The organism is Flavobacterium anhuiense (assembly GCF_900101855.1).
Taxonomy (GTDB): domain Bacteria; phylum Bacteroidota; class Bacteroidia; order Flavobacteriales; family Flavobacteriaceae; genus Flavobacterium; species Flavobacterium anhuiense.
The window spans coordinates 245,231-271,486 of the sequence record NZ_FMVC01000005.1; the positions used below are offsets into that span (position 1 = coordinate 245,231).

20 protein-coding genes are annotated in these 26,256 nt (G+C 37.1%); 7 read left to right on the plus strand and 13 right to left on the minus strand.

Annotation, left to right across the window (positions count from 1 at the left end):
• Positions 1 to 360: 360 nt before the first annotated feature.
• Complete coding sequence (locus BLP44_RS14880) at positions 361 to 1,662, plus strand: sensor histidine kinase (RefSeq protein WP_244511785.1); 1,302 nt, start codon at positions 361 to 363, stop codon at positions 1,660 to 1,662.
• A gap of 4 nt (positions 1,663 to 1,666) precedes the next feature.
• Positions 1,667 to 2,095, plus strand: coding sequence for a response regulator (locus BLP44_RS14885; protein ID WP_008469222.1), 429 nt, complete (start codon positions 1,667 to 1,669; stop codon positions 2,093 to 2,095).
• Between the two features lie 107 nt (positions 2,096 to 2,202).
• On the opposite strand, the gene chrA is transcribed toward BLP44_RS14885, so the two are convergent.
• The 11 genes from chrA to BLP44_RS14940 form a co-directional block, all read right to left on the minus strand.
• Positions 2,203 to 3,333 (minus strand): chromate efflux transporter, encoded by a 1,131-nt coding sequence (chrA, locus tag BLP44_RS14890; protein ID WP_091134102.1) that lies wholly within the window; start codon positions 3,331 to 3,333, stop codon positions 2,203 to 2,205.
• Complete coding sequence (locus tag BLP44_RS14895; RefSeq protein WP_035692241.1) at positions 3,323 to 3,757, minus strand: DoxX family protein; 435 nt, start codon at positions 3,755 to 3,757, stop codon at positions 3,323 to 3,325. The genes chrA and BLP44_RS14895 overlap by 11 nt, the downstream gene beginning before the upstream one ends.
• Before the next feature lie 269 nt (positions 3,758 to 4,026).
• Positions 4,027 to 5,202 (minus strand): chromate transporter, encoded by a 1,176-nt coding sequence (locus BLP44_RS14900; protein WP_091134105.1) that lies wholly within the window; start codon positions 5,200 to 5,202, stop codon positions 4,027 to 4,029.
• An 11-nt stretch (positions 5,203 to 5,213) separates the two neighbouring features.
• Entirely contained in the window at positions 5,214 to 5,711 is a 498-nt protein-coding gene (locus BLP44_RS14905; RefSeq protein ID WP_008469217.1) for a hypothetical protein, read from the minus strand.
• A gap of 281 nt (positions 5,712 to 5,992) precedes the next feature.
• The gene (locus BLP44_RS14910) at positions 5,993 to 6,571 is read right to left on the minus strand and encodes a DUF4833 domain-containing protein (RefSeq protein ID WP_008469216.1); all 579 of its coding nucleotides are present in this window, start codon (positions 6,569 to 6,571) and stop codon (positions 5,993 to 5,995) included.
• Between the two features lie 23 nt (positions 6,572 to 6,594).
• A complete protein-coding gene (locus BLP44_RS14915; protein WP_008469215.1) occupies positions 6,595 to 7,020 on the minus strand; it encodes a GtrA family protein in 426 nt (141 codons plus the stop codon).
• Position 7,021: 1 nt separating this feature from the next.
• The gene (locus BLP44_RS14920; RefSeq protein WP_091134107.1) at positions 7,022 to 7,708 is read right to left on the minus strand and encodes a CDP-alcohol phosphatidyltransferase family protein; all 687 of its coding nucleotides are present in this window, start codon (positions 7,706 to 7,708) and stop codon (positions 7,022 to 7,024) included.
• Positions 7,709 to 7,861: 153 nt separating this feature from the next.
• Complete coding sequence (locus tag BLP44_RS14925; RefSeq protein WP_008469212.1) at positions 7,862 to 8,668, minus strand: phytanoyl-CoA dioxygenase family protein; 807 nt, start codon at positions 8,666 to 8,668, stop codon at positions 7,862 to 7,864.
• 231 nt (positions 8,669 to 8,899) lie between these two features.
• Complete coding sequence (locus tag BLP44_RS14930; protein WP_091134109.1) at positions 8,900 to 9,688, minus strand: SDR family NAD(P)-dependent oxidoreductase; 789 nt, start codon at positions 9,686 to 9,688, stop codon at positions 8,900 to 8,902.
• A 279-nt stretch (positions 9,689 to 9,967) separates the two neighbouring features.
• On the minus strand, positions 9,968 to 11,398 hold the full coding sequence (locus BLP44_RS14935) for a hypothetical protein (RefSeq protein ID WP_091134110.1): 1,431 nt from the start codon (positions 11,396 to 11,398) through the stop codon (positions 9,968 to 9,970).
• A gap of 23 nt (positions 11,399 to 11,421) precedes the next feature.
• Positions 11,422 to 16,005, minus strand: a complete 4,584-nt coding sequence (locus tag BLP44_RS14940; RefSeq protein ID WP_091134111.1) for a molybdopterin cofactor-binding domain-containing protein — start codon at positions 16,003 to 16,005, stop codon at positions 11,422 to 11,424.
• Between the two features lie 533 nt (positions 16,006 to 16,538).
• On the opposite strand from BLP44_RS14940, the gene BLP44_RS22975 reads away from it, so the two are divergent.
• The 5 genes from BLP44_RS22975 to BLP44_RS14965 all read left to right on the plus strand — a co-directional run bounded on the left by BLP44_RS22975 (position 16,539) and on the right by BLP44_RS14965 (position 20,688).
• Positions 16,539 to 16,706 carry a hypothetical protein gene (locus BLP44_RS22975; RefSeq protein ID WP_008469206.1) on the plus strand — a complete coding sequence of 56 codons (168 nt, stop codon included), beginning with the start codon at positions 16,539 to 16,541 and terminating at the stop codon, positions 16,704 to 16,706.
• Positions 16,675 to 17,238, plus strand: coding sequence for a PRC-barrel domain-containing protein (locus BLP44_RS14945; protein ID WP_236940355.1), 564 nt, complete (start codon positions 16,675 to 16,677; stop codon positions 17,236 to 17,238). Before BLP44_RS22975 ends, BLP44_RS14945 begins: the two co-directional genes overlap by 32 nt.
• Before the next feature lie 237 nt (positions 17,239 to 17,475).
• Positions 17,476 to 18,126 carry an outer membrane beta-barrel protein gene (locus BLP44_RS14950; protein WP_008469204.1) on the plus strand — a complete coding sequence of 217 codons (651 nt, stop codon included), beginning with the start codon at positions 17,476 to 17,478 and terminating at the stop codon, positions 18,124 to 18,126.
• 301 nt (positions 18,127 to 18,427) lie between these two features.
• The gene (locus tag BLP44_RS14960; protein WP_091134113.1) at positions 18,428 to 19,852 is read left to right on the plus strand and encodes an amino acid permease; all 1,425 of its coding nucleotides are present in this window, start codon (positions 18,428 to 18,430) and stop codon (positions 19,850 to 19,852) included.
• A gap of 116 nt (positions 19,853 to 19,968) precedes the next feature.
• A complete protein-coding gene (locus BLP44_RS14965) occupies positions 19,969 to 20,688 on the plus strand; it encodes a hypothetical protein (RefSeq protein WP_091134115.1) in 720 nt (239 codons plus the stop codon).
• Between the two features lie 93 nt (positions 20,689 to 20,781).
• Here the strand turns inward: BLP44_RS14965 and BLP44_RS14970 are convergent, their stop codons facing one another.
• Both BLP44_RS14970 and BLP44_RS14975 read right to left on the minus strand, forming a co-directional pair.
• On the minus strand, positions 20,782 to 22,785 hold the full coding sequence (locus BLP44_RS14970) for a RagB/SusD family nutrient uptake outer membrane protein (RefSeq protein ID WP_091134117.1): 2,004 nt from the start codon (positions 22,783 to 22,785) through the stop codon (positions 20,782 to 20,784).
• A gap of 12 nt (positions 22,786 to 22,797) precedes the next feature.
• Positions 22,798 to 26,166 (minus strand): SusC/RagA family TonB-linked outer membrane protein, encoded by a 3,369-nt coding sequence (locus tag BLP44_RS14975; RefSeq protein WP_091134119.1) that lies wholly within the window; start codon positions 26,164 to 26,166, stop codon positions 22,798 to 22,800.
• Between the last annotated feature and the right edge of the window lie 90 nt (positions 26,167 to 26,256).

Below are 26,256 nucleotides of genomic sequence, written 5' to 3' on the forward strand. Positions count from 1 at the left end.
GGTAAAAGGGAAATTAACTATTGTAATATTTTATGTTTTTATTTTGGGTGATGTAAAAATTTTGTTGAGGGATGATATTGATGGTATCATTTTCCTATTTTTTGCAATGCTCTTATTACAATTGTCTTAAAAATTTTGTATTTTAGTTCAAGCCCAGTTCCAAATCTTGAAGACATGCTGAACTTATGCAAATGTTCGGCAGCTTGAAAATCATCTCGAAGAAAAGTATCTCAGAATTGTAATAACAGTTTTTTAGATAGCCACAGAACGTTTGATGGCCTGATGCTTTTAGAATGCTAAAATTGGGATTTATTTTTACAGTATAGATCGTTTTAACCTTAAATAGCTTAAGAGATGCAAATGAAGCAAAAAGACGAAAACCTAGACCAATCAGCCCATATTGCTGAATTTTTATCAGCTATTAAAACCAAATCAGACCGTTTAGCCAATTATTTTATTTTCACCTTTTTTGCTTTTGGCTTGTTTCTGGCTACTTTTTATGATACCTGGCAGATAGCAGTTGGAGTGGGTGGCCTATTATTGGTGGCCTATTTTTCTGCAAAAATGGTTCTTGCTGATTCAGACTTATACCAGTATGTTTTAAGTGCTGTTTTAGGAATCTTTATGGCCCAATTTATCTATCAGATGCATGGCCTGTTTGAAATGCACTTTACAGCATTTCTTTCCAGCGCCATATTGATTACATATCAGAAATGGAAATTACAGATTCCTCTTCTAATCATCGTTATAGTGCATCACGCCCTGTTTGCCTATATGCAGTACTCAGGGGTAGGCGGCATTTATTTTACGCAGTTGGATCATATGTCGCTGCAAACCTTTATATTCCATATTGTTCTTGTGGCGGCTATTTTCTCAGTTTGCGGACTGTGGGCCTACCAGTTTAAGAAATACAGCGAAATGCATATCGATCTTATTTTCAAGAAAAAAGAAATTGAAAATATGGAACTTAAAAGAGCCAATTATGAATTGGACCACTTTGTGTATAGTGCTTCCCACGACCTAAGAGCACCGCTAAATTCCATGCTGGGGCTGATTGAAATTGCAAAAGATGAGACAGAAGAAGACCATACTTTGGAATATTTAGAAGCTTTGAAAGGCAATGCAGAAAGGCTGGACACCTTTATCTGTGATATTTTAGACTATTCGCGTAATCTCCGCACTGATGTAAGCAATGACTCGATTAGTTACAAAGAGCTTTTGAATGACATAGAGCAGAATCTAAAATTCATGGGCGATAATAGCCGCAGCGTTGATTTTATCACCGCTATTAGAGGGGATAGCCCTGTTTTTTCTGATAAAAGCAGGCTTAACAATATTTTAAATAATCTCATTTCAAATGCGATTCGTTATCAAGATACCGAAAAGAAAAATCCTTTTGTTAAAATTGAAATTGACATTTTGGAAGATGAAACGCATATTGTAATTAGTGATAACGGAATAGGCATTCCAGAAGAATCCCAGCCTAAAATATATGATATGTTTTATCGCGCATCCAATAAGGCGGTAGGATCAGGGCTTGGGCTCTATATTGCAAAGGAGGCTCTCAACAAACTTGGAGGCCAGATAAAGGTAACTTCCAAAGTGGGAGAGGGAACCGCTTTTTATATTCAAATCCCAAACAGACAGATTATAAAAATATAAAGTGATGGAAGCAGCTTCTCAAAAAACATTTTACAAAAAGGTTCTTGTTGTCGATGACAATCCGACAGACCGATTTATTGCAAAAAAAATGATTGAAAAATGCAGTTTTGCCCAAGAAACTATTCTGTGTGAATCTGCTCAGCAGGCATTGGAATATCTGAGAGCATTGGAAGATGAGCCTGATGCTTTACCGAATTTTATTTTTCTAGATATCAGCATGCCGGGCATGGATGGATACGAGTTTCTGGAGCAGTATGCCACTTTTCCAGAGGTGATTAAAGCCAAATGTATAATTTTAATGCTAACCACTTCTCTGCATCCCGATGACATTGAGCGCGCCCAAAGCAATCCTCTGGTCATCCGGTTTATAAACAAGCCTATAAGCAGAGATAAGCTCGAAATGATTTCCAATGATTTTCCTGCGGAAAATTAGGTGGCGTTTTGCTATTAGACAGAATAGTAGTGAGGAAGCTGGTTAGAAAGTGGATTATTTTACGTTTTTTTGATGTGTATTAGCAATCAAAATTTTTGCATTATGTGCTAAACATAAGTCAGAATGTACCCCAGCAATGCGCCTCCCAAAACTACTAAGGCAGTATTTAATTTTTTTAAGGTAAAAACTGTAATACCGCTAACGCTTGCAATTAAAACTGTTCGCCAATCAGTAACAGTTTCTTCGGCCATAGATATGCACAAAGCGGCTATTATTGCTATAGAAGCAGCATTTACTGCATCAATAAAAACAGATAATCCTTTTGCCCCTCGTAATCGTTTCATTATAAAGTTAAGCAGTACAACGAAAATAAAAGATGGCAGAAAAATTGCGACAGTCGATATCACTGCTCCTGAAAGGCCATTTATTTGATAGCCGATAAAAGTTACAGAAGAAAATACAGGACCGGGTGTAAATTGGCCTACAGCAATGGCATCCATTAATTCCTGCTTTGTAAGTAGACCCTTGGCTGTTAATTCAGCATCCAAAAAGGCAAACAGCACATATCCGCTTCCGTAGAGAATAGCACCTATTTTTAGAAACGTTAAAAAGAGTTTAGAATTTACTGCTGTCCAAAATCCGGTTTGAGGCAAAGACATTAAAGCAAGTGGAGCAAAGCTGCCAAGTCCGTCAATTCTCATTTTTTGAATATAAAAAAAAGCCATCGCCAGAAGTCCCGATCCGAAGAGTAGATAAATTTCATTAGCTCCGAACATAGAGGCTGTAAGGACAGCTATTGCGATCAAACCTAAAAATATAGATTTTACCGACTTTACAGCTAATGGTGAGACTGCTCCAATAATAATGGCTATAATAGCTGGTTTGATGCCATAAATGAACGGCTGTACTTCAGGGAGCTGTCCATAAAGACTGTATAGGTGTGCCAGAATCCCAGTTATCAATACGGCTGGCATGATAAAACAGCACCCGGCAGTTAGCAAACCCTTCCAGCCTCCTTTGACATAACCTATATGAATAGCCATTTCGGTGCTGTTCGGTCCAGGAATAAGGTTGGTAGCTCCAAGCAGATCCAGAAAATGCTGTTCATTTAGCCATTTGTATTTCGAGACCACTTCTTTGTGCATCATGGCTATGTGCGCAGCAGGTCCGCCAAAGCCAATTGTTCCCAGCTTTAGGAATACCCGTGCAATTTCTTTAAGGGTTGCATTATGCTCCATTTTTCATTAAAGTTTTGTCAGCTGACCAATTGCCAGCACCTTTAATAATAAGAAAAATGCTTCCCAGTAGCATTGCCCAATCTGTGCGGCTCTCGTGCATCATTTCCCAAAAGCCATCTTGGGCAAGAATTTTGAATTTGGTAGTGACTATAGCTGCAACCATTATTACTAAAAGAGGAATGCCTGCCAATCTTGTGATAAATCCAATCAAAATTAGTATTCCACAGATTATTTCTAAGCCAGCAACAAGGTTTCCTAAGAATTCAGCAGAAGGCAGTCCCATTTTTTGGAAACGGCCTACGCCGCGAAGAGCGGGAAACAGAAATTTTTGAATACCTTCTGAAAGAAATACCGTACCGACCATGAGACGGATAAGTAACGTAGTTTTTGAGTCGTCCGTCTTAATTATATTATGAAATTTCATGCTTATATGGGCTTAAGGATTTTTTGGACTAGTAATGTTTCAGCTCATAAATCTAAAAAATATATTCAGATTAAGATCTATTTTTTTAAAGGTTCAATGGCATAAAACTTTTGATCTCTTAAAAGCCCTCTATCTGGTATTTTAAATCTGGATGAATGAGGTATTTCGTTGCTAATAGAGACAAGGAGCGTCGTATTTTTCTTTTTCAGATTTGTGAGCAATAGTTAGCTTGAATCTCTTGGGAGAGGGAAGTAACGAAGCTGTTAGCCCTATACGATGACTAATTTAATGATTAGACCCAAGAAAGCCGCCACCACAATAATATAAGGTTCCTGAATTTTTTTTATATAAAGCAGTGCAAAAATGGTGATAATAGCGATGATAGCCGTTGGAATGTCTATTATGCTCCTTTTGGCTATTACAATTACAGATCCGACAAGTGCGCCTATCACAGCGGCCGTAATGCCTTCTACAAATGCTTTAACAGGCTTGTTCTGAGCAATCTTCTTAAACGATGGAGCCATCGCGATAGTAAAGAGATAGCAAGGAAGAAAGGTCGCTAGTGCAGCTACCAGTGCCCCCAAAAAACCATTGACGAGATAACCTATAAATCCTACAGTTATTACTACAGGGCCTGGCGTGATCATGGCAACAGCAACAGAGTCCAGAAACTGCTGTTCTGTAAGCCACTGATTTTCGGTCACAACTCCTGAATGAAGAAAGGGAACTATAGCGAGGCCGCTTCCGAAGACAAAGGTGCCGGCTTCAGCAAAAAAGACCGCTATTTTAGTGAGAGTTGAACTTTCATAGCTCCAAAATATAGCGAGAAAAGTAATTAAAGAAAAAGAGTTTGCAGTCTTTATATTCCACCATTTAGGACGCGCATAAACAATCATGTATAGAAGTCCTGCTGCTATAAAAAGAAACACTTGTTCTTTTTCTGTGACATAAGTGATAAGAACGGCAAGAATAAAAAATAGCCATAATAGCCATTTGGATTTTATTGCTTCAAGATTTGGCTTTCCTATAGATTTTAAAGTAAGTTTATACGAACTCAAAGCTATTATTCCGATAACAGCTGCGCCTACACCGTAAAATACAGCCTGAATCCAAGAAAGGCCACCATATATCTGATAAATAATCCCTAATAGCAGTACCATTAAGAAAGAGGGCAGTACAAAGGCAAATCCAATTAATGTTGCACCCAAAAAGCGATAATGCACAAATCCTAGATAAATGCCAAGCTGTGCTGCAAGAGGTCCAGGCGCTAGCTGTGCCAAGGCAAGTCCTTCTCGGTATTCTTCTTCAGTTATCCATTTTCGATTTTCCACCAAATCTTTGTGCATATAGCCAACCAAAGCAACAGGACCTCCGAATCCGATTGTGCCGAGCTTTAAGAAATATAGAAACAGCTCTTTTAATGTGTATTTGGGATTTTCGTTCATAAACCTAAATTTTAAAATGCAATTCCAAATTGAAAGCCTGCTGTAAAGGAAGCTGGATGATCGTTGCCAAAGCGTACAGGGAGAGGTATAGCGGCAAAGTAGCTGCAATTGGCGCTTTTTATTATTGTTTTATTTATAACAGGTGTGAAGCCATATCTCCCCGAGGACTCAAAAGCGGCTCTTCCTGCAAATGTAAATCCGTTTCCTAAAGCAACCAGAATTCCAGGATGGAACAATAAATTGGTTACTTTATCAGTTCCCTGATCATCTTTAATATTCGGAACTACCTCAAAAGAAAATCCGATTTTCTCGTTTTTCCAAATATTGATTCCCGTTGGGAAACCCACAGCATAATAATCTCTGAAGTTTACAGCAGTTTGATCTTCACTTACAGTTACTATTGGATGCAAAATGCCAAAATATCCTGTAATCTTAGGATAAACAGTTTGAGAAAAAGAGGTGTGGCTGAATACTGATAAAATTAATAGAAGCTGAAATCTGAAAGACATTGGTTTTGGTTTTTATAAGTTATGAAAACAAAATTATCATCATTGAAGTTCTCTTAATAGAATGCTTTTTACGTTTTGTATATGGATTACTTTTTTTGATCTTTTTTTACTCAGACGGATTTGACAGGACGATTCTGTTGGATTTTAAAAGTTTAAACAGTAAGATATTGTTTGCAGTGTAACCCAAACAAGAAACAATATGTTAGAATACTATTACTGGAAAATAATTAAAGTTGATTGGCAGCGCTTATCTTCTGGTTCCAAAGTTTTAATTTTAGAATTTATTTTAATAATATTCTTTCAGTAATTATTTTATTTGAGGAAGCATCAATTCCCGTAACTTCTGCATACTTAACATTTGGTAGCCAGAACGAGCCTCCTTCAATTCGTACAAATATTTTTTCTACCTGTATTTTTTTGCGGTTCACATTTACAAATGCATGATATTTTTGATCTGAATCTATTTTCTTCAAGGTGAGGGGAAGTTTTTTATAGGCTGCAAACTGAAGCTCAAACTCTTCATTATTTAAAATCTTACTTTCGATTCCATAAGCAAATCTGCGCTGGATATAATTGAAGTCTTTTCGTTCTCCCTTTTCAGCATATCGAATCCAATACCCTTTTACGGGATTGCTTTTGTTTATTTTTCCGTTTTCTAGATAGTTTATGGCATAAACAGCAGTGTTTGTATTGGGATCTCGCTGAATGTAAAACAGCATATCATCTATATTTTTAGGTGTTGGAAAATGTAATGGCGATGGATTTTCAGACTGCGCCCATAGTTTTTCAGAGGCCATGTTTATTAAGATCGCTATAGCGATTACTGATTTTGAAAAATATTTAAACGTCAATTTGTCCATAACACAACATTTATACGTTAATTTTATTCGGTTGCACTCTGTTTTTCGTTTACCCGAAAAACCCAATATTTAATTAGTGGGTAATTAAAACCATACGATACAAAACTATCAGTGATTATTCTTCCGATTCGATAATCGATTTGAAATGTTTTCTGCAGAATGAGCGTGCCGAATGATTTTAAGGAAATGCTACCCAATACAACCAGCGCAAATTTGAAAAGCTGGTTATTGATACAGCTGCTATAGCCAGAGTGATTTTTAAACACCCAAAATCTATTGATGCTGAAATTGATAATTGCGCCAACGCTTCCTGAAATTAAAATAGAGAAGGTGAAATGCAGCTTAAATATTTCGGTCAATAAAATCATTAAGCCATAATCCGTAAGGCCGCCTAAAAATGCCGCAACTTGCGCCCGTAGAAAAGTGAAAATTGATTTTTTCTTAAACATCTCAGTCTTGGCTTCTGTCTTTTAAATCGCCCAGCTTTAAAAGTTTAAAGCTGTCTATGGTATTGATTACAAATAAAATAATGGTAATAAAGCCAGCCAAGTAAGCAATTGATCCATGAGCAAAGACTTCTGCAATTAAAATTAGAGCAATAATAAACCTGAGTTCTGTTGGACCGACAAGACCGGAATCTATGCTGTATTGGTTTGTGATTTTGTAGCGTAGCTGGCTGATGATCATAGACCAGCCATACAATGCAACAAAAGCAAAAGCTATGATTTGCGTACCGTTTTCAGCATAGATGTAGTAGCCAAAGCCTATAAGCACGATACCAATCCAATCGACGATGATATCGAGCGCAAAACCATACCAGCGGCGCGGAATATTTCTGTAATATGCCAATCTTCCATCTAAAGAATCTCCTAACCAATTTATAGCAAGTCCGATAATGCCCAAAAGTAGATATTGATCTGTTGAATAAGCACCCAAAACAAAAGCTAAAAAGACTAACCCAGAACCAAGCGCACCAATTAAAGTGAGCAGGTTAGGTGAAATGAATCTTGGCACCTTCGGAAGCAAAAATACAATGGTCAGCTGCTCCGCTCTTTTTAAGATATTAGTCCGTTTGCGGTCTGAAAATGTTTTTTGCACAATAGCATTACTCGCTTCATGCTGCGTTTCCTTTCCCATTAATAACCCAATATTAGTAAGCCTGACAGTATACCCAATTCCAGTTTTATAATTTTTACTTTTATCTTTCTTTGGACATTTTTTAAAAAATCGGAGGTTCTTTTTAGTTTACCTGATCTGACCAGATAACTAAATGCAATAACAAACAGCATATTACTTAACAATTCCCGCAAAACGTTGATAGAAAACCGTTGGGCTGTTCTCATTTTTAGGAGCATATTTTCCTGCTATAATGGGAATATAAATAACTCTTCTTCTGCTTTCTTCGCCGCGGATAGATGATTCCGCGACTCTGTGCCACAAGCGCCCGTCATGGATGGTTAAATCTCCAGCTTCTGGAATTATTGAAACTTCGTCTGGATCTTCTTTATGGTCTAAAAAGTATTTCTTGCGAAAAAGCATTTGGTAAATACTCTGTTTGTGCGTACCTGGAATGATTTTAAGACCGCCGTTTTCAGGTTTTAAAGAGCTTAAATGAATGCCCACATTTAACATGGGATTTAATTTTGTACCATAAAAAATATCCCTCAAGCCATCTGTATGCCAGCCCATCTTAGTAAACTTGCTTTCAGGTCCATTGATATAATGATTGAAAACCATTCCATCTTTTTCTTCAGTGCCTAATCTTGCGCCATCGCCTGCCAATTGCAACAAGCTATTAAATCTTGGATCAAGTAGAAGGCCGCTTAATGTTTGATGGTGCTGATTGATAAAGGCAAAGCGCTGCACAATAGGAGAGCCGTCTAAATCTTTACCATATTTAATTGGAACGCCGTTTACTTTTTGAAGATCATTGTCAATCCATTTTTGTTCTACTTCTTTTGAAGCATCAATGATTGATGAAACGGTTTCTGGGGTTATAAAATTTTTGAAATGGATAAAACCATATTGGTTAAAAAAGTTGATTTGTTCAGCAGTTAATTGATTAGCTAGGGTAAATGTTTTATATGAAGAGACCATGATAAATATATTTAATAAATGAAAAATAGTGTTTGAAATTTTATCTAAAAGTTTAGCAACAGCTACAACAGCAACAGCAACACATTCGCATGTTTGCGTGCATTTGGCTTTTAGGAAAATTAAACATATTTCTTTTACTAGACATATTCTATCGAATTAGTAGAGATTTAATGCGAAGATAATATAATTTTTCTTTTACAATGAATTTTTTTTAATTTTTTTTTGAAAAAATTAAATTTTATAAATCCCAGCTGCTGTTTTTTCGATAAATGCCTTCGGTAGTATACGGTTAGCATAAACAGAAATGATATTTGTAAAACCAGGAATAACTTCTGATTTTTTTCCGAACATGGCTTTTACTGCCATTTTTGCCACTTTATCAGGTTGCATATTAAACTTTTCAGCCATTTTGTTTAAAGCGCTTAAACCCGCTCTTGCAGCAAAGCCTGTATCGACAGGACCTGGACTGAAACAGGTTACTGATATTGAAGTTTTGGCAAGTTCGAAACGAAGAGCACGAGTAAAGGACAAGATAAATGCTTTTGTGGCTGAATAAATTGCAAGTGTCGGTACAGCTTGATACGCAGCCGTACTGCATATGTTTAAAATGTAGGCTTGTTTTTCTTTTGAAAGAATAGGCATCAATAAATGCGACAATTCTACCACTGCATTCATGTTAAGCTGCATCATGCCAAGCTGATTGCTGAGAGGAGAATGGCTAAAATCGCCCCATACACCATAACCAGCGTTGTTAACTAAAATGCCAACGGGATAATTATTCATTTTTACCCAATCAACTACTTTCAGGGATGCCTCTTTTATTGAAAGATCAATAGGAAAGATAGGAGCAATAGTGCCGTATTTTGCATGAAGATCATCAGATAGCGTCTTTAATTCCTCACCACTTCTTGCAACAAGCAGTAACGGATAGCCCTGTTTGGCCAACTCGTAAGCAATAGATTTTCCAATTCCTTTGCTTGCACCAGTTATTAAGGCATATGCTTTTGTCTCTTCGCTCATTCTATTAATTTAATTATCAAATATAAAGATTAATTTTTAACCCGGTCGGTATAATTAAATAGTTTGATTATGTTTATGAGCCTGTCAAATGTTTTTTTTTTGATCTATAGAATAAATGTTATTGTTGTAAAGATGAACTTTTAAAATTTATAGGATTTCATTTGAGACACTAAATCAGCACAGCCAAATAACGGGAAAATATTTTAAGTGAATGTACGCTGTTATTAAATCTTACCTGCCATAAAATAGGACAGGTAAGATTTAATTTTGAGTGTGAAATTATTTGTTAGGTGCAATATCTCCACGGCGTATAGGCACATGAACAGCTTTGTATTGTGATGCAAATTTACCGTTTTCTGAAGCAGCCTTAGCAGTAAAGAAATTTTCTAAGGCTATAGCGACTTGGAACGAGAAATCGGTTGAATATACATTCGGGTCCATAGAAGTTCCGCATTCTATATTCTGAAACCACTCCATCCATACTTTACCTCCTCCTCCAACAGGTGGGTTTACGCCTCCGTCTGGAGCAGCATTAGGCGGAACAAGAGATGTCACTGCAGGATATTGAGCTGCATTATGGCATGACATGCATGAAACTGTATTAAGATCAGCAGGACCGTCTAATCTGCCGTTCCATCCAAGATGCTGAGGAGGCAGATTTGGACTTTCGAAAATTACCGTTTCTTTCAAATCCTTGTTTACTTCAGTCTTAATTGGCGGATAAGGAGATGTTTTGTTAATCTTGTTTTCGGGATCATTCCCCCATGTAAGCCCAACAGGCACAAGATTCATCAATTTGTTTTTCTTGTTTAGCTTACCATTGTAGCAGAAAGTTCCAAATACCCATCCAGTTCCTTGAGGATTGCTAGGACTTCTGTCTGCTCTAGGATCACGCACAGAAATATCCATTTGCAGAAGGTGCACATCAGAAACTACTCTTTTGTCTGATTTCCAGAAATTTTCTGTTATATAAGCTTTCCAAGTAAGCGGATTTACAAGATAATCTACGAAATCTGTACCTTTTGGAGCATCGGTAAAAAGCAGTTTGATAAAAACAGTCCCTGTTGGGAAACCGCCATTGTCATAACGTTTATCCAATACTTTTATATTAGGATTTTGAGGAGATTTCCACATTTTACCCATAGCATAACCTGCTTTATCATTGATCAAGGTAATGGCGTAAACCGAGTAGTCTCCCTCAATTCCTTTGAGTCCTGGTCCTAACTGTAGAGGTCCCAGAGGCGCTTCTTTAATTAAACCATGAAAACCTTCTGTACCTCCGTTTGGCGGGTAAGCATTTGGTCCTTCAACACTTGGATGAAGCCATGGAATATGGTACCAGTTGCGTACTTTGTTTTTGTATGGATCCCATTCCTCTGTATTTCCCTCAAAACCATAGTCACGTACAGCTTCTATATATTTTAAAGGTTCTTTCTTAAAATCAATATCCAGAAATTTAGGCATTTCCTCTGGCAATTCAGTTGGGAAATCTGTTTTTAGACGAAAAATAGGCTGGTCAGAATATTTTTCTCGATATTCTTGAGGGCTTACCATGTAACCGAAGTCGGGAAAACCATCTTCTTCATAATTTTTCTGTTCCAGTGCAGCGAGGGCTAGATTCTTTTTTTCTGCAACAGGTTCTTCACGTTTTTTGTCGCAGGAAGCAAACAAAATCGAAATTGCTATAATAAGCGGTCTTAATTGTTTCATAAATTGAAGATTGGGTTAATAGTTTATGTATTGGCTAAATTGTTTTCAGTAATCTCACAAGCCCTACGCACTTCCTGTACAGTAGCAGGAGCATCTAGTCGAAATAGTGGAGATAATCCACGCTCTACTCTTGAGGCTCTTATGGCATCTTTTATGGCAAAGAAGACACTGTTGGCTAGCACTAAAGGAGGTTCACCGACCTCTTTGGCAGAAAATATCTGGTTAGGATCTTCAGGTATGCTTTGAACAGATTTTTCATCCCTTGGAAAAAGATAGGTGTTCATTTCTAACGGAATTGTAGTTATAGCAGGAATTTTGTAACGCCATGTATTGGTTGAATTTAATCTTCCGATGTCTGGACCGTCTGTTTCTGATACTAATTTTTCAGTTAATAAATATCCGATTCCCTGAACAAAAGCGCCTTCAATCTGGCCTATGTCAATAGCAGGATTCATACTCCATCCCATATCATAAATAATATCAGAGCTTATGATTTTTACTTCTCCTGTGAGGATATCTACTTCGGTAACAGAACAGGCAACAGAATAGGTGAAGCCCACAAAGGAATCAACACCGCCGCCAAGCGAAGCATCTTTTATACGTTCTATGCCTGGAATATTCGGCTGGTCTTTTTCAGTTTTAAATGTCATGGCTGGAATCTGTATTTCGCCACCTTTTATTTTAGCATTAAAAGTAGCAATAAGATTTACCCTTTGAGAGGCGGCCAAACTGATTAGGTTTTGCCATATCATAGATTTATTTCCCTGTTTTGGGTCAATTTTTTTGGCCCAGCCTTTATTTTCACCTGCGCCGTAATTCCAAAAATCTATATTTTTATTTTTGCACCATTCTTCGCCATTTTCATTTAGCATCTGATAGCCAAATTCCATAAGCCTAGATCGCATTTCCTCGCAGGTTTGTTTTACGGCTTCGCATGAATAAGGAGTTCCTGTAGAACCTCCCGTACTTGTTGGATTCGGAGTGATGCTTGTATTTACATTGTCAATAAAAATCATCTCCATCGGAATTCCTAAGACATAGGAAGCTACCTGCTGTGCTTGAGTAACTAAGCCTTGTCCAATTTCAACACCTCCCTGATGGATTACTACGGTTCCGTCGGCTGGATTAATGGCCACAATAGCAGCTGATTGTTCCAGCATAAGCAGATTATATCCTGACCCATATTTTACAGGAATCATAGAAATACCTCTTTTAAACCATTTGTTTTCTTTATTGAATTTTTGGACATCTGCATATTTAGCTTCAAAATTTGAAACTTCTTTAGCGTATGCCCATACCTGTTTCATATAGCAGTAAGTAAGCGCCTGACCAAATGGAGTCACATCACCACGGTCGTAAAGATTTTTTTCACGCAGATCTTCAGGTCTCATGCCAATAGAAACAGCGGCATCATCAATAGCATTTTCTACAATATTTTTTCCTTGTACATCTCCAAAGGCACGCATCGCTGTGCTAGGAGCGGTATTGGTTCTGCATACATCAATCTGGCTTTCGAAATTTTTAATTTTATAAGCATTATCTGTGCGCAGTTGGATGCAATTGGATACGATGAAGGAACAGTCATAGAAAGCACCGCCATCTCCCCACATTTTAAGCTGGAAACCATGAAGAATTCCTTTGTTTTCAGGTTTATATTCACCAGTATCTACGGCAATTTCGTATTCACCATAATATGCATGGCGTTTCCCGATCATGGCAGTATCTTCGTCACGTGGCATGGCTATTCTGACAGGCTTTTTCACCGCTTTCGCAGCAACCGCAGCAGGTCCAGCCACAAAGCGCGTTTGTTCGGTTTTTCCTCCAAATCCTCCTCCAACGGGCGGAACATTTATTTCTACTTGGTGATGGTACATGGCTAATGCCGAGGCAACCGTATCATGCATTCCGCCTGGACTTTGTACAGATGGCTGCACTTTTATTCGGCCTTCGTCTACAGGAGTTGCAATACAGGCTTGCGGTTCCATATAAAAATGAGCTTGTCCACCACAAAGCTGTGAAGAAGTAACCACTGTACACGGGATATTGTCTACATTCTCTTTTCTTTTGGTTATGGATTGTTCACGTATTAGAGTTTCAATTTTAGTGGGATGTTCTTTCACCCAATCAAACTGGCTTCCTGGTCGCGTTATCTTCCAGATATGTGATATAAACGGGGTTGAAGTAGGCGCATCGGGAAAGATGCTTTCTTTTTTTATCGCTTCAAGAAAATCGAATATAGGTTCACTCCATTTTCCTGTCCAAGGAGTTCCAGGTTTTGTATATTGAACATATTTTTCAGAAACCTCTGTGGCAATTCTGATTGCTTCCTGTTCGTTTGAGGCAAGTACCATAGCAATAGATTGACCAACATAACTCACTAATTCTTCTGCAAAAAGCGGCTGGTCATTTCCCATTCCCTGATAATTACGGCCTCCGTTTTTAACGTTTTCATGAGTAATAATATCGCTAAAAGCAGGAAATTCCTTTTTAAGATGTACTCGTAATTCTTCAATTTCGACTTTTTTGCCATTCACTGCGAAAGAATAATTCATCAGGGCTTTTCGGCTTTGCACAAATGCTCCGTTTAATGTTTGTGGAGGCACAGGAAGCTCATGTGTGTAATGAATCTGTCCTGAAGTTTGGTACATGGCCGTAACTTTGATATAAGGCTGTGCCACTGGCGCTTTGTAATCTTGTGTTTTATATTTTTGAACGCCATCACTTGCAGGCCATTTGTTCCATTTGTTTTCTGCCGAAGAAATCAGGTTTTCTGGGATTTTAGCTCCTTTAGCAATTAAAGCGTTAATGATTGATTTGTAAAAAAAGGATACGGCCAATTGTGTTCGGTATTCTTTCGTGAAATCTTCATTCGGAACTTCTTTCATGCGTTCGTCCTGAAGATCTAGTTCTTTTCGCACTTCTTTTGCCAGAATTGCTGAAAGTGTAGCAGCGTCTTTAAGCTCTAGCTTTATATTTATCATCGCTTTTTCAGTCTCTGTTGCTCTCCACGGATAAGGAGCAATACCTCCAAGTGCAATTACTGCCGACTCCGTAATATACTGATCGCTAATTTTGAAGCTGGTCGTAGCATTGACAATACTGTGAGCGTTTACTTCACGAAGTGCTACTTTTTGAGCAAATACAATAGCATTAGAGTCTTTTAACGAAATTTCATATGAGCTAAGAACAATAGTATCAGCAAGTTTTGAATCTGTTTTTATTGCTTCTAAAAGTTCTTCTGCCGTTTTTGCATACGCTTTAAATTGGCCATTTTTCTCTAATTGGAAATAGCTGATTTTTACATTTAAAGCAAACAAGACAGTGAAAAGGTCTGACGGAAATGGTTCGCCTGTGCCTTTTGGAATATGTTTTAGAACTAGCATCGTGTTTCCGCCAATTGTGGCAGCATTACGTACTATTCGCCCAGCGGTTCTGCGAGCCATATAGTCTAATGCTTCAAGTGCTGTAACATCCGATTGGGATTTCTTTTTAATGTCTTGCCCAGTTTCAATGTACTTAGAAAGTATTTCAATAAAGCTGCTATAAGTGGTGCTGGCTGATAGCAGAATGTGATCTTCAGTTATTTTATTTCTCTCGTTTAATTCGGGAATGAAGCGAATATCAGCGTAAAAAGTACTTGGCAGATACTCGTTTTTATAAATTCCGTAAGAGGTATTTGCATGTACCAATCTAACGTCGTGGTTTTCTTTTAAAATTTCTGCGAGTTCCTGTAGTGTAGTCGGAGCAGCCCATCGATTGGTTGAAACGCCTATAGCCGAATTTTGGGCTTCTTTTGGGAAAGGTATTTCTAATTTGCCTGGTAATTGAGCTTTACCCACAGGATCAAGCATGCAGGGCATCCTCTTTTCCTCATCATCCTTACTCCAATCAGAAGCAAAAGTTTTCATTCCCGTAAGGATTGATCGATATCCTGTGCATCGGCATAAATTACCGTCAAAGGCTTGTTCGATTTCTTTTTTGGTTGCTTTTTTGTTATTGATTATGAATTCTGACATATTCATCACAAATCCTACGCTGCAATAACCACATTGGCTGCCGTTATTAAGCGCCAATTGATATGCGACTGGGTTTATTCCTGTATGCGTCTCTTCAGATGGAAAATCAGAAATATTCTTTATAAGTTTTATGTCAGCAGCACTGGATCCATCTTTAGTGGCTCGGGCAACTTTTTTTAGAACAGCAAGATGTTTTTCTTCAGCTTGTTTTTCAGCCTCTTCTAATACAGGAGAATAATCTTCGCCTAACGGAGCAGGCATGCGTGTTGAGCTGGTTTTTTGGACAAAATGCTCTGGATCGGGCTTACGGGCTGCACCTGTTCCTTCGATAGTGGTAATAGAAAGTCCTCCTATAGAACATACTGGCCTAAGGCAGGAGTTTATTGCCAGATGGTTGGGTTTCTTTTCCTGATTATCCCATTCTGACAAGATAACTGTACATCCGCCACAGCCCCCTTGTCCACATGGTTTCTTTGGTCCGCAGAGCGCTACTTCGGGAGATCTTAAATAATCAATTAAAAGTAAATCGGGAGAAGGATTTTCTATAATCGTGGGTTTCCCATTTAAAAAGAAATTTACCGTGTTTTTCATAGTAGCTGAAGAATTGATTTGTTTTTTGATTTTTCTAACTTAAAAAATGAAATAAATCCACATGGAATTCACCAGTAGCTGAACTGGAAATCTTACATACAGATGTTTTGGCGCAGAGTTTTTTGATGCTATTGAATATTCATGCCTTTTATAGCAGCATTTCAATAGGATAGGAGTATAGAAATGGGGATTTTAATAATAGTTTATTTCAGAAGAATATAACAATAGCTTTTGTTTAGAAACATTTGGAGCAGGAATATTATCTGTAAATATTCGATTATTAAATCATAACAAATGTAAGATGACGTTTGAAATTGCCATCAGGTAGTAATACGTGTTTTTTAAGAGAAACCCTATAAAATGATTTTTTAGATTATAAATCAACATCTAATGCAAAGAGAAAATTTAAAGTTTTTCAATCTACTGGGAATTCTATAACATCTGCTTGAAATTAAATACTTTATGATTTTTTGCGGTTTGTAACTTTATGATGAAGTTAAAAAAAATGAATATCAATAATAAAAATTAAAGTTATGGCAGAAATTAAAATTGAAAAGAAGAAGCCTATCTGGCCATGGATTATAGCCCTGCTTTTGATTGGTGCGATTGTATATTATGTCTTTTTAAGGGACGATCAGATGCAGGATCCGAATAGAACAGAAATCGAAAATGTTACTCCAGCGGATACCATTGGAAATTAATTATAAAAGCAACAAAAACATGGAAAATAAAGACAGAAATTTATACAGGCTTGATGAGCTTTCCGACTATAAAGTAGCTTCTGACTATTCTGATGTCAGGGGATGGAAGATAGTGGATGCGGACAATCGTACAATAGGAACTATTGACAATCTATGGGTGAACAAAGATATGCAGCGTGTGGTGTATCTAGATGTAAAAGCCGATAAAACCTTAATTGAGGACAGCCAGCGAGAGGTGCATGAAAATATAGCAGATGGAAATGAAAAGGAATTTATGTACCGTGACGGAGACAGCCATTTGATCATACCAATTGGTTCGGTGAATATTAATAAAGATACGAAGACTGTTATGGCAAGTGGAATCGGATATGACACATTCAGAAGAACAGGCCGTTTCAATACTCAGCAGCGATTTGACCGAAATTATGAAAGGGCAGTGCTAAGGTCGTACTATCCTGATAATGATCCAAGTGTAGGGTATGACGCCGATGACGATACTTTTTACAGTCGTAAGGAATTTGGTGATCGTTAGATGGTCAATTACAACCTGAAGGCTTTAAAGCGAGATTGATTTATGGAGAGGTAATGGCAAGACCAGATGTCTAGGATGTCTGGTCTTTTTTGTGCGTGATTTTTTTATAAATGACCAATAAATTGGTTTCATTTTATAATTTGAAACATGTTTGGTCTTGTATTTTAGCTGAAAATCAATTCTGTAAGATAACTTTGAAAAGAAATTAGCCATGAACAAATTAAAAAATTAGAAATTATGAAAAAGTATCATTTATTAGTTACCTTGTTTTTCTTTTCACTGGTGCTTTCAGCGCAAAGCAGCCAATCATTTCTGCTTAACCTCTATGGAGGGTATACCTTTTCCGATAGAGTAGATTTCGATTCATCTTACGGAAAGGTGGAAGATGGTTTTGAGTGGGGAGCAGGTCTGGAATATTTTATAATGGATAATGCTTCAATCGAGTTGAAGTATAACAGGCTCGATACACACATGCCTTTGTATACAAAAGTGCCTTTAAACAATGGTGCTATTGCTCCTGGAACCCAAGTTAATGCGGGCGATGATAAAGGCGCTATCAATTACATACTGGCAGATTATACGTATTATTTTGGCTCAAGCTCCCAGAAAGCGCTTCCTTTTCTTGGTGCAGGTTTAGGGGTGTCAATTCTTGAAACGCCAAAAAGCGGTAACGGAACTTATTTTGCTTGGGAGATTAAGGGCGGTGTGAAAATAAAAACCGATTCGCCGGTATCGATTAATCTTCATGCCTATTTGCAGTCTATGTCAGCAGCTGTTGGATATGATTACTATTGGGATTACTACTGGGGTCCAGTAGCAGTCACTGATTATGCATCAACATTTCAATTTGGTCTTGGCGCTTCGCTAAGCTACGATTTCAGTAAATAATAGTCAGCATAAAAACATTTTAACAAAAGCCTTGGGAACTTCCAAGGCTTTTGTTTTTGCGCTAAATATGATTGTTAATCATGAAGACAGATATTTTGATATCTGTCTTTTTTTTGATTTTAATTCTTTTTCCGAATCCTGTATTGCAGTTTGCTTAAAACAAAAAAAAGAAGTTTCAAAATTTCTTAGAATTGATAGGCGTGATACAATTTTGAGTATAGCTTTGTACGATTCCTTTTTTAACCTATCTTCGCTTTTTATAGATTTCTGAAAAACATTTAACTCCTTTAAAACCTAATTTGTGGAAAAAAATCATGAAGACGCAGAAGAGAATCAGCTTAAACGTGGGCTGACTAACCGTCACATTCAGTTAATTGCTTTAGGCGGATCAATAGGAACAGGCCTTTTTTTGGGCATTGGTCCAGCGGCTGTATTAGCAGGGCCATCTGTTATCTTAGGATATGCTATTGCTGGAATTATAGCCTTTTTTATTATGAGACAACTTGGTGAAATGGTTGTTGAAGAACCTGTTTCAGGAAGCTTTAGCTATTTTGCCTATAAATATTGTGGTTCTTTTGCAGGTTTTGCATCAGGTTGGAATTATTGGATTTTATACATCTTAGTTAGTATGGCTGAACTTACAGCCATCGGGGTTTATGTGCAGTTTTGGTGGCCTGAAATTCCGCTGTGGGCATCCAGTTTATTTTTCTTTCTGGTTATTAATGCTTTGAATTTTGCCTCGGTAAAAGTGTACGGAGAAACCGAATTTTGGTTTTCTATTATAAAAGTTGTTGCAATTATTGCTATGATACTTTTTGGAACGTACTTGCTCGTAAGTGGAACAGGAGGAGAGCAGGCTACGATTCATAATTTGTATAACGATGGGGGATTCTTTCCAAAAGGCATTTTTGAAAAAACTTCAAATGGCAGTTTTCAAGGTTTATTAGCTGCAATGGCATTAATTATGTTCTCCTTTGGAGGTTTAGAATTAATTGGAATTACTGCAGCTGAGGCAGAAAATCCAGAAAAAAACATTCCAAAAGCGACCAATCAGGTTATCTATAGAATTCTTATATTTTATGTTGGGGCATTGGTAATTTTGTTTGCTTTGTCACCTTGGAAACAAATCACTACAGATAGCAGTCCGTTTGTTATGGTTTTTCAAAATTTAAACGGAATGGAATTTGAGTTGTTTGGCAACAAAATATATTTTACAAGCCTTATTGCTAATGTGCTTAATTTGATTGTATTAACTGCCGCCTTGTCTGTATATAATAGTAGTGTATACAGCAACTCACGTATGTTATTTGGTTTAGCAGATCAGGGCAGTGCTCCTAAATTTTTGAAGAAGCTAAACAAACACTCAGTGCCAATTAATGCGATTTTAATTTCTTCGTGTTTTGCGGCTATCTGTATTTTAATAAACAAATTAATGCCAGAAGAAGCTTTTGGCATTTTAATGTCTTTGGTCGTTTCTTGTTTAGTGATTAACTGGGTTATGATATCGTATACGCATCTACAATTTAGACGTGCAAAAGACAGGGAAAATACAAAAACTAAGTTTGCATCGATATTTTATCCGATAAGCAATTACATCTGTTTTATTTTTTTGTTGGGTATTTTATTTATCATGTGGATGACGGATATGAAGTTATCTGTAGAATTAATTCCAATTTGGCTGGGTATTCTTTTTGTATTTTATAAAGTTTATAAAACTAAAAAATAAGTAGATTAAATATATTCTATTTCATCAGAAATGGAATTATTATCATTTTTAGTATAAAATTTATCTTCATGAGCAGAAGTTAGGCATAATTCAATTTTTTTAGTATTTCAAACTTAATGGTTTACAGCAAAGAAAACTTTCCAAAAATGTGCTCTGAGCGCAATACTGTCGTTACCGTAGTAATGTATATGCTGTTTGCACTTTTATGCATCGCAATGATTGCTTTATTTGTTGGAATTCCATTAGCTCTCCAATTGGAGCATAATAGCCCTTTGTCTAACGGAGAAATGATTTTCAATCTTATCTATTTCCCTTTGCTGCTTTGGGGCAGTTGGTTACTGTATAAAAATTACCTCCATCAAAAGCAAAAAAAAGTCGTTTTGATTTCTGTAGATCAAGATGGTCTTCATCATCAACAAGCTGATGGTTCGGTTTACAGTGTTTTATATAAAGAACTCGAGAAGAGCAAAGAGGATTACGTAAGCGATATTGATCGGAAAGTTGGAACAAAATATTCGCCAGGATATATTTTTGGTTTTAAGAACGGAGTGAAAGTTCCTATTCATTTTTCAACAGCTGAAAATGGATTGTCTTATGTTCCGAAAAATAAATATCAGCTAATTGCTCATTTTCTGCAAGGTGCTGTTTTATTTTGCCCACATATAAAAATTTCGCCTGCTGTTTATGCTGATAGTTTTATTAATCCCAAAACTTTTGAATTTGATAAAAAAGCTCAAAGATTGACATACTTTATAGCTTTTGTACTAGTTATAATTATTCTGCTTGCAATTGATTTGTTTATAAAATATACCAAAGGCTTTTCGATGCTATTTTAATGTAAATGCGCAGGCAAAAATGACAATTCATTTAAAATAAAAACGAGTTAAATGAACTTTAACTCGTTTCTATCTTCTAATCTTTTATAAAAATTAAATTTTGCTTTCGTCGGCAACGGCATCTTGCCATTTATCCCAAACTTTTACTCCTGCATCATAACCATCATAACCAAAATTTTGGCTTAACTGACCTTTAATATTAGGCTCTATAGCAAGTCTATAAGGAATTGGCCAGTAATTATTACGCTTGTCCATAGAATAAAACTTTACGCCTGGTTTAAGAGAAATTCCAGCTGGATATTTGTTGTAAAGCGTGTAATGTACAATGCGCTGCCACCAGTAGCTTCCGCCAGTTGCATCTTTTCCTGATTGTTTATCCCAAGTATCTTTGCTATACGTATTTCCCCATTCATCTGCTTTTCCGCTTAGAGCCAAACAGTGCGAAATACGTTTTAATTCTACATTTCTCCATTCTTCCATATAAAGTTCTCTTCCTCTTTCTGCGCAGATATCACCAATCGTTACTGTAGTATACATTTGCGAAGCTTTTGCTCTAGCTCTTACCACATTTACGTCCTGAGCCGCTCCAGAAACATTGCCTTGATAAAAACGTGCTTCAGCGCGCAGTAAATAGGTTTCGGCTAAACGATAGATATACATGTGTGCACTTGCTCCTGCAGTAGCTCCTTGAAAATCATTTGCTGCTGGATTTGCTTCGGCCACGACATCATGATAAAAGATTTTATAATGTGGGAAATCAAACCAGTCACGAATAGAATCTTGTGCTAACAATTTTCCAGATGCATCCCTCATTCTGAAATTTTGACCTGCCCATGTCGCGCTTCCGCCAGCTCCAGATGCATATTTAAGATCTTCCATATTTACCCAGTTACCGACAGTACTGTTATGCCTAAGATCGATTTTATCTTCAACACCATTTACAACCCACATTGGATGTTGTGAGTAATAAGAACCGCTGATTGTACCAATTCCACGTCCAATTGCTCTTTGATAATCATACTTTGCATTATAATTTGTTTTATCAGTCAACGGAAAACGAGGTGCTGCAGTTTTTCCGTCGGGAGTAATTAAATTGGCATCATTCCAGTTTGGACCAAAAATTCTCATGGATGAAAAGGCTAAAAACGATTGCGCACCTCCATTTGGAGCCACCAATATGGCCTCAGTATTAGAGCTAATCACTTTGTTTTCTGGTCTATGTAAATCCCAAATCACATTTCTTGTAATTGGCCATGCGGTAGGATTTCCTCCTGGATCAAAAATTCCTAAATTGCCTTGCACCAATGCATAGCCTGACTGGTTAATCAAAATATTAGCTTGCGCTTCAGCTTCAGCAAATTTGCCTGATGCTAAATAACATTTAATCAACAGCTGACGGCAAGCGCCTTTGCTCACCATTCCAACATATCCAATTTTAGCCTGTTCTGGAACCCATTCTACAGCTTTTTCCATATCTGCTGTAATCATTTCTATGATGGCTTCTTTTTTAGTAGAATAATAACTCTGTTTTGGAACTTCTAAAATTTTAGTAATCAACGGGATGTCTCCAAATTGATATACTAAATTTAGATAACGATAAGATCTGTGGAAATATGCTTGACCAATATATTTTCGTTTAACTTCCTCTGATAAACTTGTTACTTTATCAATATAGGTTAATACAGTATTTGCATTTTTAATTCCTGTATACGCTTCTGTCCACATGAACCCAAGATAAATATGTTCTCCACCAGCATCTCTTCTAAAATCTCCAGTAGGAACAATAGTATTAGCATAATCGGCAATATTGCTACCCGTGTCTGTTTTTCCGTATTGGGCCATATCAGAGAAAAGATACTCGGTACCAATTGGCACGCTAACACCAGAATAACCAAAGTGAATATAATTATTACGCAACTGCTTATCACAAAGTGCTAAAGTTGCCTGTAACCCAGCTTCTGTAGAGAACGTAGTTTCAGGTTCATAGAACGAAAGCGGATCTGCTTCGAGAAAATCTTTTGAACAAGAGCTAGAAAGCACTGCCAATGCTAAAAAAGGCACTAGCTTTGAAATGCTATTTTTTATATATTTTTTCATTGTTGTATAATTTTAAAGTTGGAAATTAAAACCTAAATTAAACTGTCTCGTAGCCAATCCTCCTGTTTCTGGATCTCCAAAATATTTCCATTCTTTAGAAGCAGCCCATGTCGCTACGTTTTGAACTGAAGCATATATTTTTATACTCTTAATATGCACTTTATCCATAAGATCTTTAGGAAGCGTGTAGGCAAGCGAAATATTATCTAGACGAATAAAACTACGGTCATACAATCTTCCCGGTGCAACTGGAGTTCCGGCAGGCCCTTTAGCATCAAGACGTGCCCAGTCATTAGTTGGGTTATCTAATGTCCAATATGGATTCACGTATGGGTTAAAATTGAATTTATATAAACTCGCATCGTTGAAAGTATTCATATAATTTGAATTCAGCGATTTGCCCCCCATATTAGCATACATACTAATACCTAAATCCCAATTTTTATAAATCTTAAAATCATTACGCAACATCCATTGTACTGGTGGATTTGAGTTTCCTAAAAACTGTTTGTCTTTTTCATTATAAACTGCTTTTTTGTATGGTTTACCATCTGAGTCTACCGCATCGATATCATCTGCTGTATAACTGTTAGCTACTTTTGGATCTCCAGGGCGCTGTCCGTATTTTTGAGCTTCTTTCCATTCATCTTTCTGCCAGATTCCAGTTACTCTATAATCCCAGATTTGGGAGATTGGTCTTCCAATAAACCATCCATTAGCAGAATCATTTCCTTCTTTTTTCCCGATTACATTTCCATTATCATCTTTAATATCTACCATGTTTCCATATAATGAGACAATTTTGTTTTCGTTGTAAGATATTCCAAATGAAGTACGCCATTCAAAATTTGGTTTTTTCATGTTTAGTGTGTTAAGGCTCAATTCAAAACCTTGATTTTGAACTTCTCCAAGGTTGGTAGCAATTGTTGAAAATCCAGTAAAACCTGGCAAAGATTGGCTCATAATCATATCATGAGTAGATGCTTTGTAAAAATCTAATGTAGCAGTGATTCGATCACGCAAGAATCCTAAATCAAGCCCAATATTTGTTGAGGTAGTTTTTTCCCATTCCAAGTTTGGATTTGCCATACGGTCAAGTGCTAAATACTTTATTTCAAGTGCTTTTCCAGAAGCATCTAAATAGCCCATAGTTCCAGTATTGACTAAGTTTGCCAAAGAAACATACGGATCTGCAAGCGATCTATTTCCGTTTTTACCCCAAGACAAACGAAGTTTACCAGTGCTCATAGGTTCCCAGTTAAACCATTTCTCATTTTTAAAGTTCCAAGCAACACCAAAAGAAGGGAAAACTGCGTAAGGATTTGAAGCTCCAAATGCCGAATATCCATCACGGCGTACCGTTGCTGTCAGCATATAACGATTATCAAACGAATAGAAAAGTCTCGCCATTAATGCATCTGCGGTTTCATGTGTATCGTTTGATCTAAGTGCACTATTCGCCATTGTTGCTGTGTTAACAAGGTGAAAACCTAATGCATCTGATGGCTGAATATTATAGGCATCCATTCCGTCTGACCAAAAACGGCGTTCTTCTGCTTCCTGAACAAAAGTGGCAATAATGTGATGTTTTTGTGCAATCGTATAATCCCATGTAATGGTATTATTCAAGTTGTAATCAAATCTTGTTGAGTTATTTCTATTTACCCCTGTGGTAGCTGCAGGCCAGTTTGGATTCTGCGTTGATCTAAAATAACGATCGTGAAAAAACTGGTAACGAGGAGCAATATTGAATGCGTAGGTGATACCTAAAGGCAAAGTTACTTTAGCATTGAAAATAGTATTCAATGTTGTATATCCTGTCTCTTTATCAATAAATTGACGCTCGTAGTAATAGTTGTAATTTTGTCCAGAAACATTTTTTCCCATAGGCTGTCTCTCATAATTGCCATTTGCATCGATGAAGGTTCCAAACGGACTGGTTCTCATCATATTATTATCTCCAGCATTTGTACCTAAAGAAGGCGTAACATCTCCATCTGATCGATCTTGAAAATTAACGTTTACTCCAAGGTCAAGCCAATCTGTAACTTTAGCGTCAACTTTCATGTTGGAGCGAGCGGCTTTATAATCGTTCCCAACAATAGCTCCTTCTGATTTTAAATAACCAAAAGAAACATAATAATTTACTCTGTCAGCTGCACCTGAAATACTTAAATTGTTATCATGATTAATCCCTGTTCTAAAAGAACTATTGCTCCAGTCATGTGTTTTATTAGCTAAGAAATTTGCCATTAGTGATGGATCAAAATTCAATCCTAAACGTGCTCCCCAAACTTCTTTACTGCTTTTTCCATTTGTTTGAGAGGCTGGCTGATAAGCTAACCATTGCGCTTCAGTAATGCCCCATTTACTCAAATCATTTGGATTTGAAAAATACCCTGGTTTTCCATTAGCCACTGTTCCAGCAATAAATGCTTCGTATTGTCCTGTTGCTGTGTTGACACCATAGGTTTGAGCAGTTTCCCAATCTTCACGGTATTTTAAGTAGCCTTCTGGAGAATACACTTTGCGATAAGCACTTTTATTGCTAATCGTTGTGTTGGTAGAAAAACTTACCATAGGCTTACCTGTTTTGCCTTTTTTGGTTGAAATAAGAATAACCCCTGCAGCTGCTCTCGATCCGTAAACAGATGCTGCCGAAGCATCTTTTAGAATATCAAGTTGGGCAATATCGTCAGGGTTGATTTCTGATAGCTCACCATAAAACTGCATTCCGTCTAAGATAATAAGAGGTGAATTATGACCACCCGCTGTATATACAGAAGTCTGCCCTCGAATTTGTATATTCCCGCCTCCTTTTGCAGAAGGATCATAACCTACTCGCACACCAGGAGTTCCTCTTAAGATATCCTGAACGGTCTGCGGATTTTGGTTAACTAATCTATCAGGAGAAACTTGAACAACTGCTCCTGTTAAATCTTTTTTCTTCATTTTACCGTATCCTACAACTACAACTTCCTCCAACGAAGCCGTTGTCCTTTGCATTTTTACATTTACGATAGTTTTTCCTTTTACAGAAACTTCAGTATTGGTATACCCCAAAAAAGAGAATACTAATACAGCATTTTCATTTTCTACTTTTAAAGAAAATTTTCCGTCAAAATCTGTTAGGGCAGCATTTTTACTTCCTTTTTCCAAAATGGTAACACCTGGAAGTGGCATACCATTTTCATCATTGACCTGTCCAGTGATGTTTTTTTGTTGTTGAACATTTTGCGATTTCGCCGCACCTTTAGAACTAAGGGTATATCCGTGGACTTGCGATAGAGAAAACAAAATGCAGAATAGCATCAATTTTGTTTTCAAACTAAATCCAGATACCCCATTAGGACCCATTTTAATCCTGATAAAATTTGTCATTTTGGTTGGTAATTTGGTTAATTGAATAGTTAGTTTTGGAAATTGCTTATGACACCTGTCAAGTGGAGGTCTTCAGTAACTTCGAGTGCA

Coding starts and splice junctions, on each gene's coding strand:
- BLP44_RS14965 (WP_091134115.1), top strand. CDS start 19,969: ATGGTTTACAGCAAAGAAAACTTTCCAAAAATGTGCTCTGAGCGCAAT.
- BLP44_RS14910 (WP_008469216.1), bottom strand. CDS start 6,571: ATGGACAAATTGACGTTTAAATATTTTTCAAAATCAGTAATCGCTATA.
- BLP44_RS22975 (WP_008469206.1), top strand. CDS start 16,539: ATGGCAGAAATTAAAATTGAAAAGAAGAAGCCTATCTGGCCATGGATT.
- BLP44_RS14950 (WP_008469204.1), top strand. CDS start 17,476: ATGAAAAAGTATCATTTATTAGTTACCTTGTTTTTCTTTTCACTGGTG.
- BLP44_RS14885 (WP_008469222.1), top strand. CDS start 1,667: ATGGAAGCAGCTTCTCAAAAAACATTTTACAAAAAGGTTCTTGTTGTC.
- BLP44_RS14905 (WP_008469217.1), bottom strand. CDS start 5,711: ATGTCTTTCAGATTTCAGCTTCTATTAATTTTATCAGTATTCAGCCAC.
- BLP44_RS14920 (WP_091134107.1), bottom strand. CDS start 7,708: ATGGGAAAGGAAACGCAGCATGAAGCGAGTAATGCTATTGTGCAAAAA.
- BLP44_RS14915 (WP_008469215.1), bottom strand. CDS start 7,020: ATGTTTAAGAAAAAATCAATTTTCACTTTTCTACGGGCGCAAGTTGCG.
- BLP44_RS14900 (WP_091134105.1), bottom strand. CDS start 5,202: ATGAACGAAAATCCCAAATACACATTAAAAGAGCTGTTTCTATATTTC.
- BLP44_RS14945 (WP_236940355.1), top strand. CDS start 16,675: ATGTTACTCCAGCGGATACCATTGGAAATTAATTATAAAAGCAACAAA.
- BLP44_RS14935 (WP_091134110.1), bottom strand. CDS start 11,398: ATGAAACAATTAAGACCGCTTATTATAGCAATTTCGATTTTGTTTGCT.
- BLP44_RS14925 (WP_008469212.1), bottom strand. CDS start 8,668: ATGGTCTCTTCATATAAAACATTTACCCTAGCTAATCAATTAACTGCT.
- BLP44_RS14970 (WP_091134117.1), bottom strand. CDS start 22,785: ATGAAAAAATATATAAAAAATAGCATTTCAAAGCTAGTGCCTTTTTTA.
- chrA (WP_091134102.1), bottom strand. CDS start 3,333: ATGGAGCATAATGCAACCCTTAAAGAAATTGCACGGGTATTCCTAAAG.
- BLP44_RS14880 (WP_244511785.1), top strand. CDS start 361: ATGAAGCAAAAAGACGAAAACCTAGACCAATCAGCCCATATTGCTGAA.
- BLP44_RS14895 (WP_035692241.1), bottom strand. CDS start 3,757: ATGAAATTTCATAATATAATTAAGACGGACGACTCAAAAACTACGTTA.
- BLP44_RS14930 (WP_091134109.1), bottom strand. CDS start 9,688: ATGAGCGAAGAGACAAAAGCATATGCCTTAATAACTGGTGCAAGCAAA.
- BLP44_RS14975 (WP_091134119.1), bottom strand. CDS start 26,166: ATGACAAATTTTATCAGGATTAAAATGGGTCCTAATGGGGTATCTGGA.
- BLP44_RS14940 (WP_091134111.1), bottom strand. CDS start 16,005: ATGAAAAACACGGTAAATTTCTTTTTAAATGGGAAACCCACGATTATA.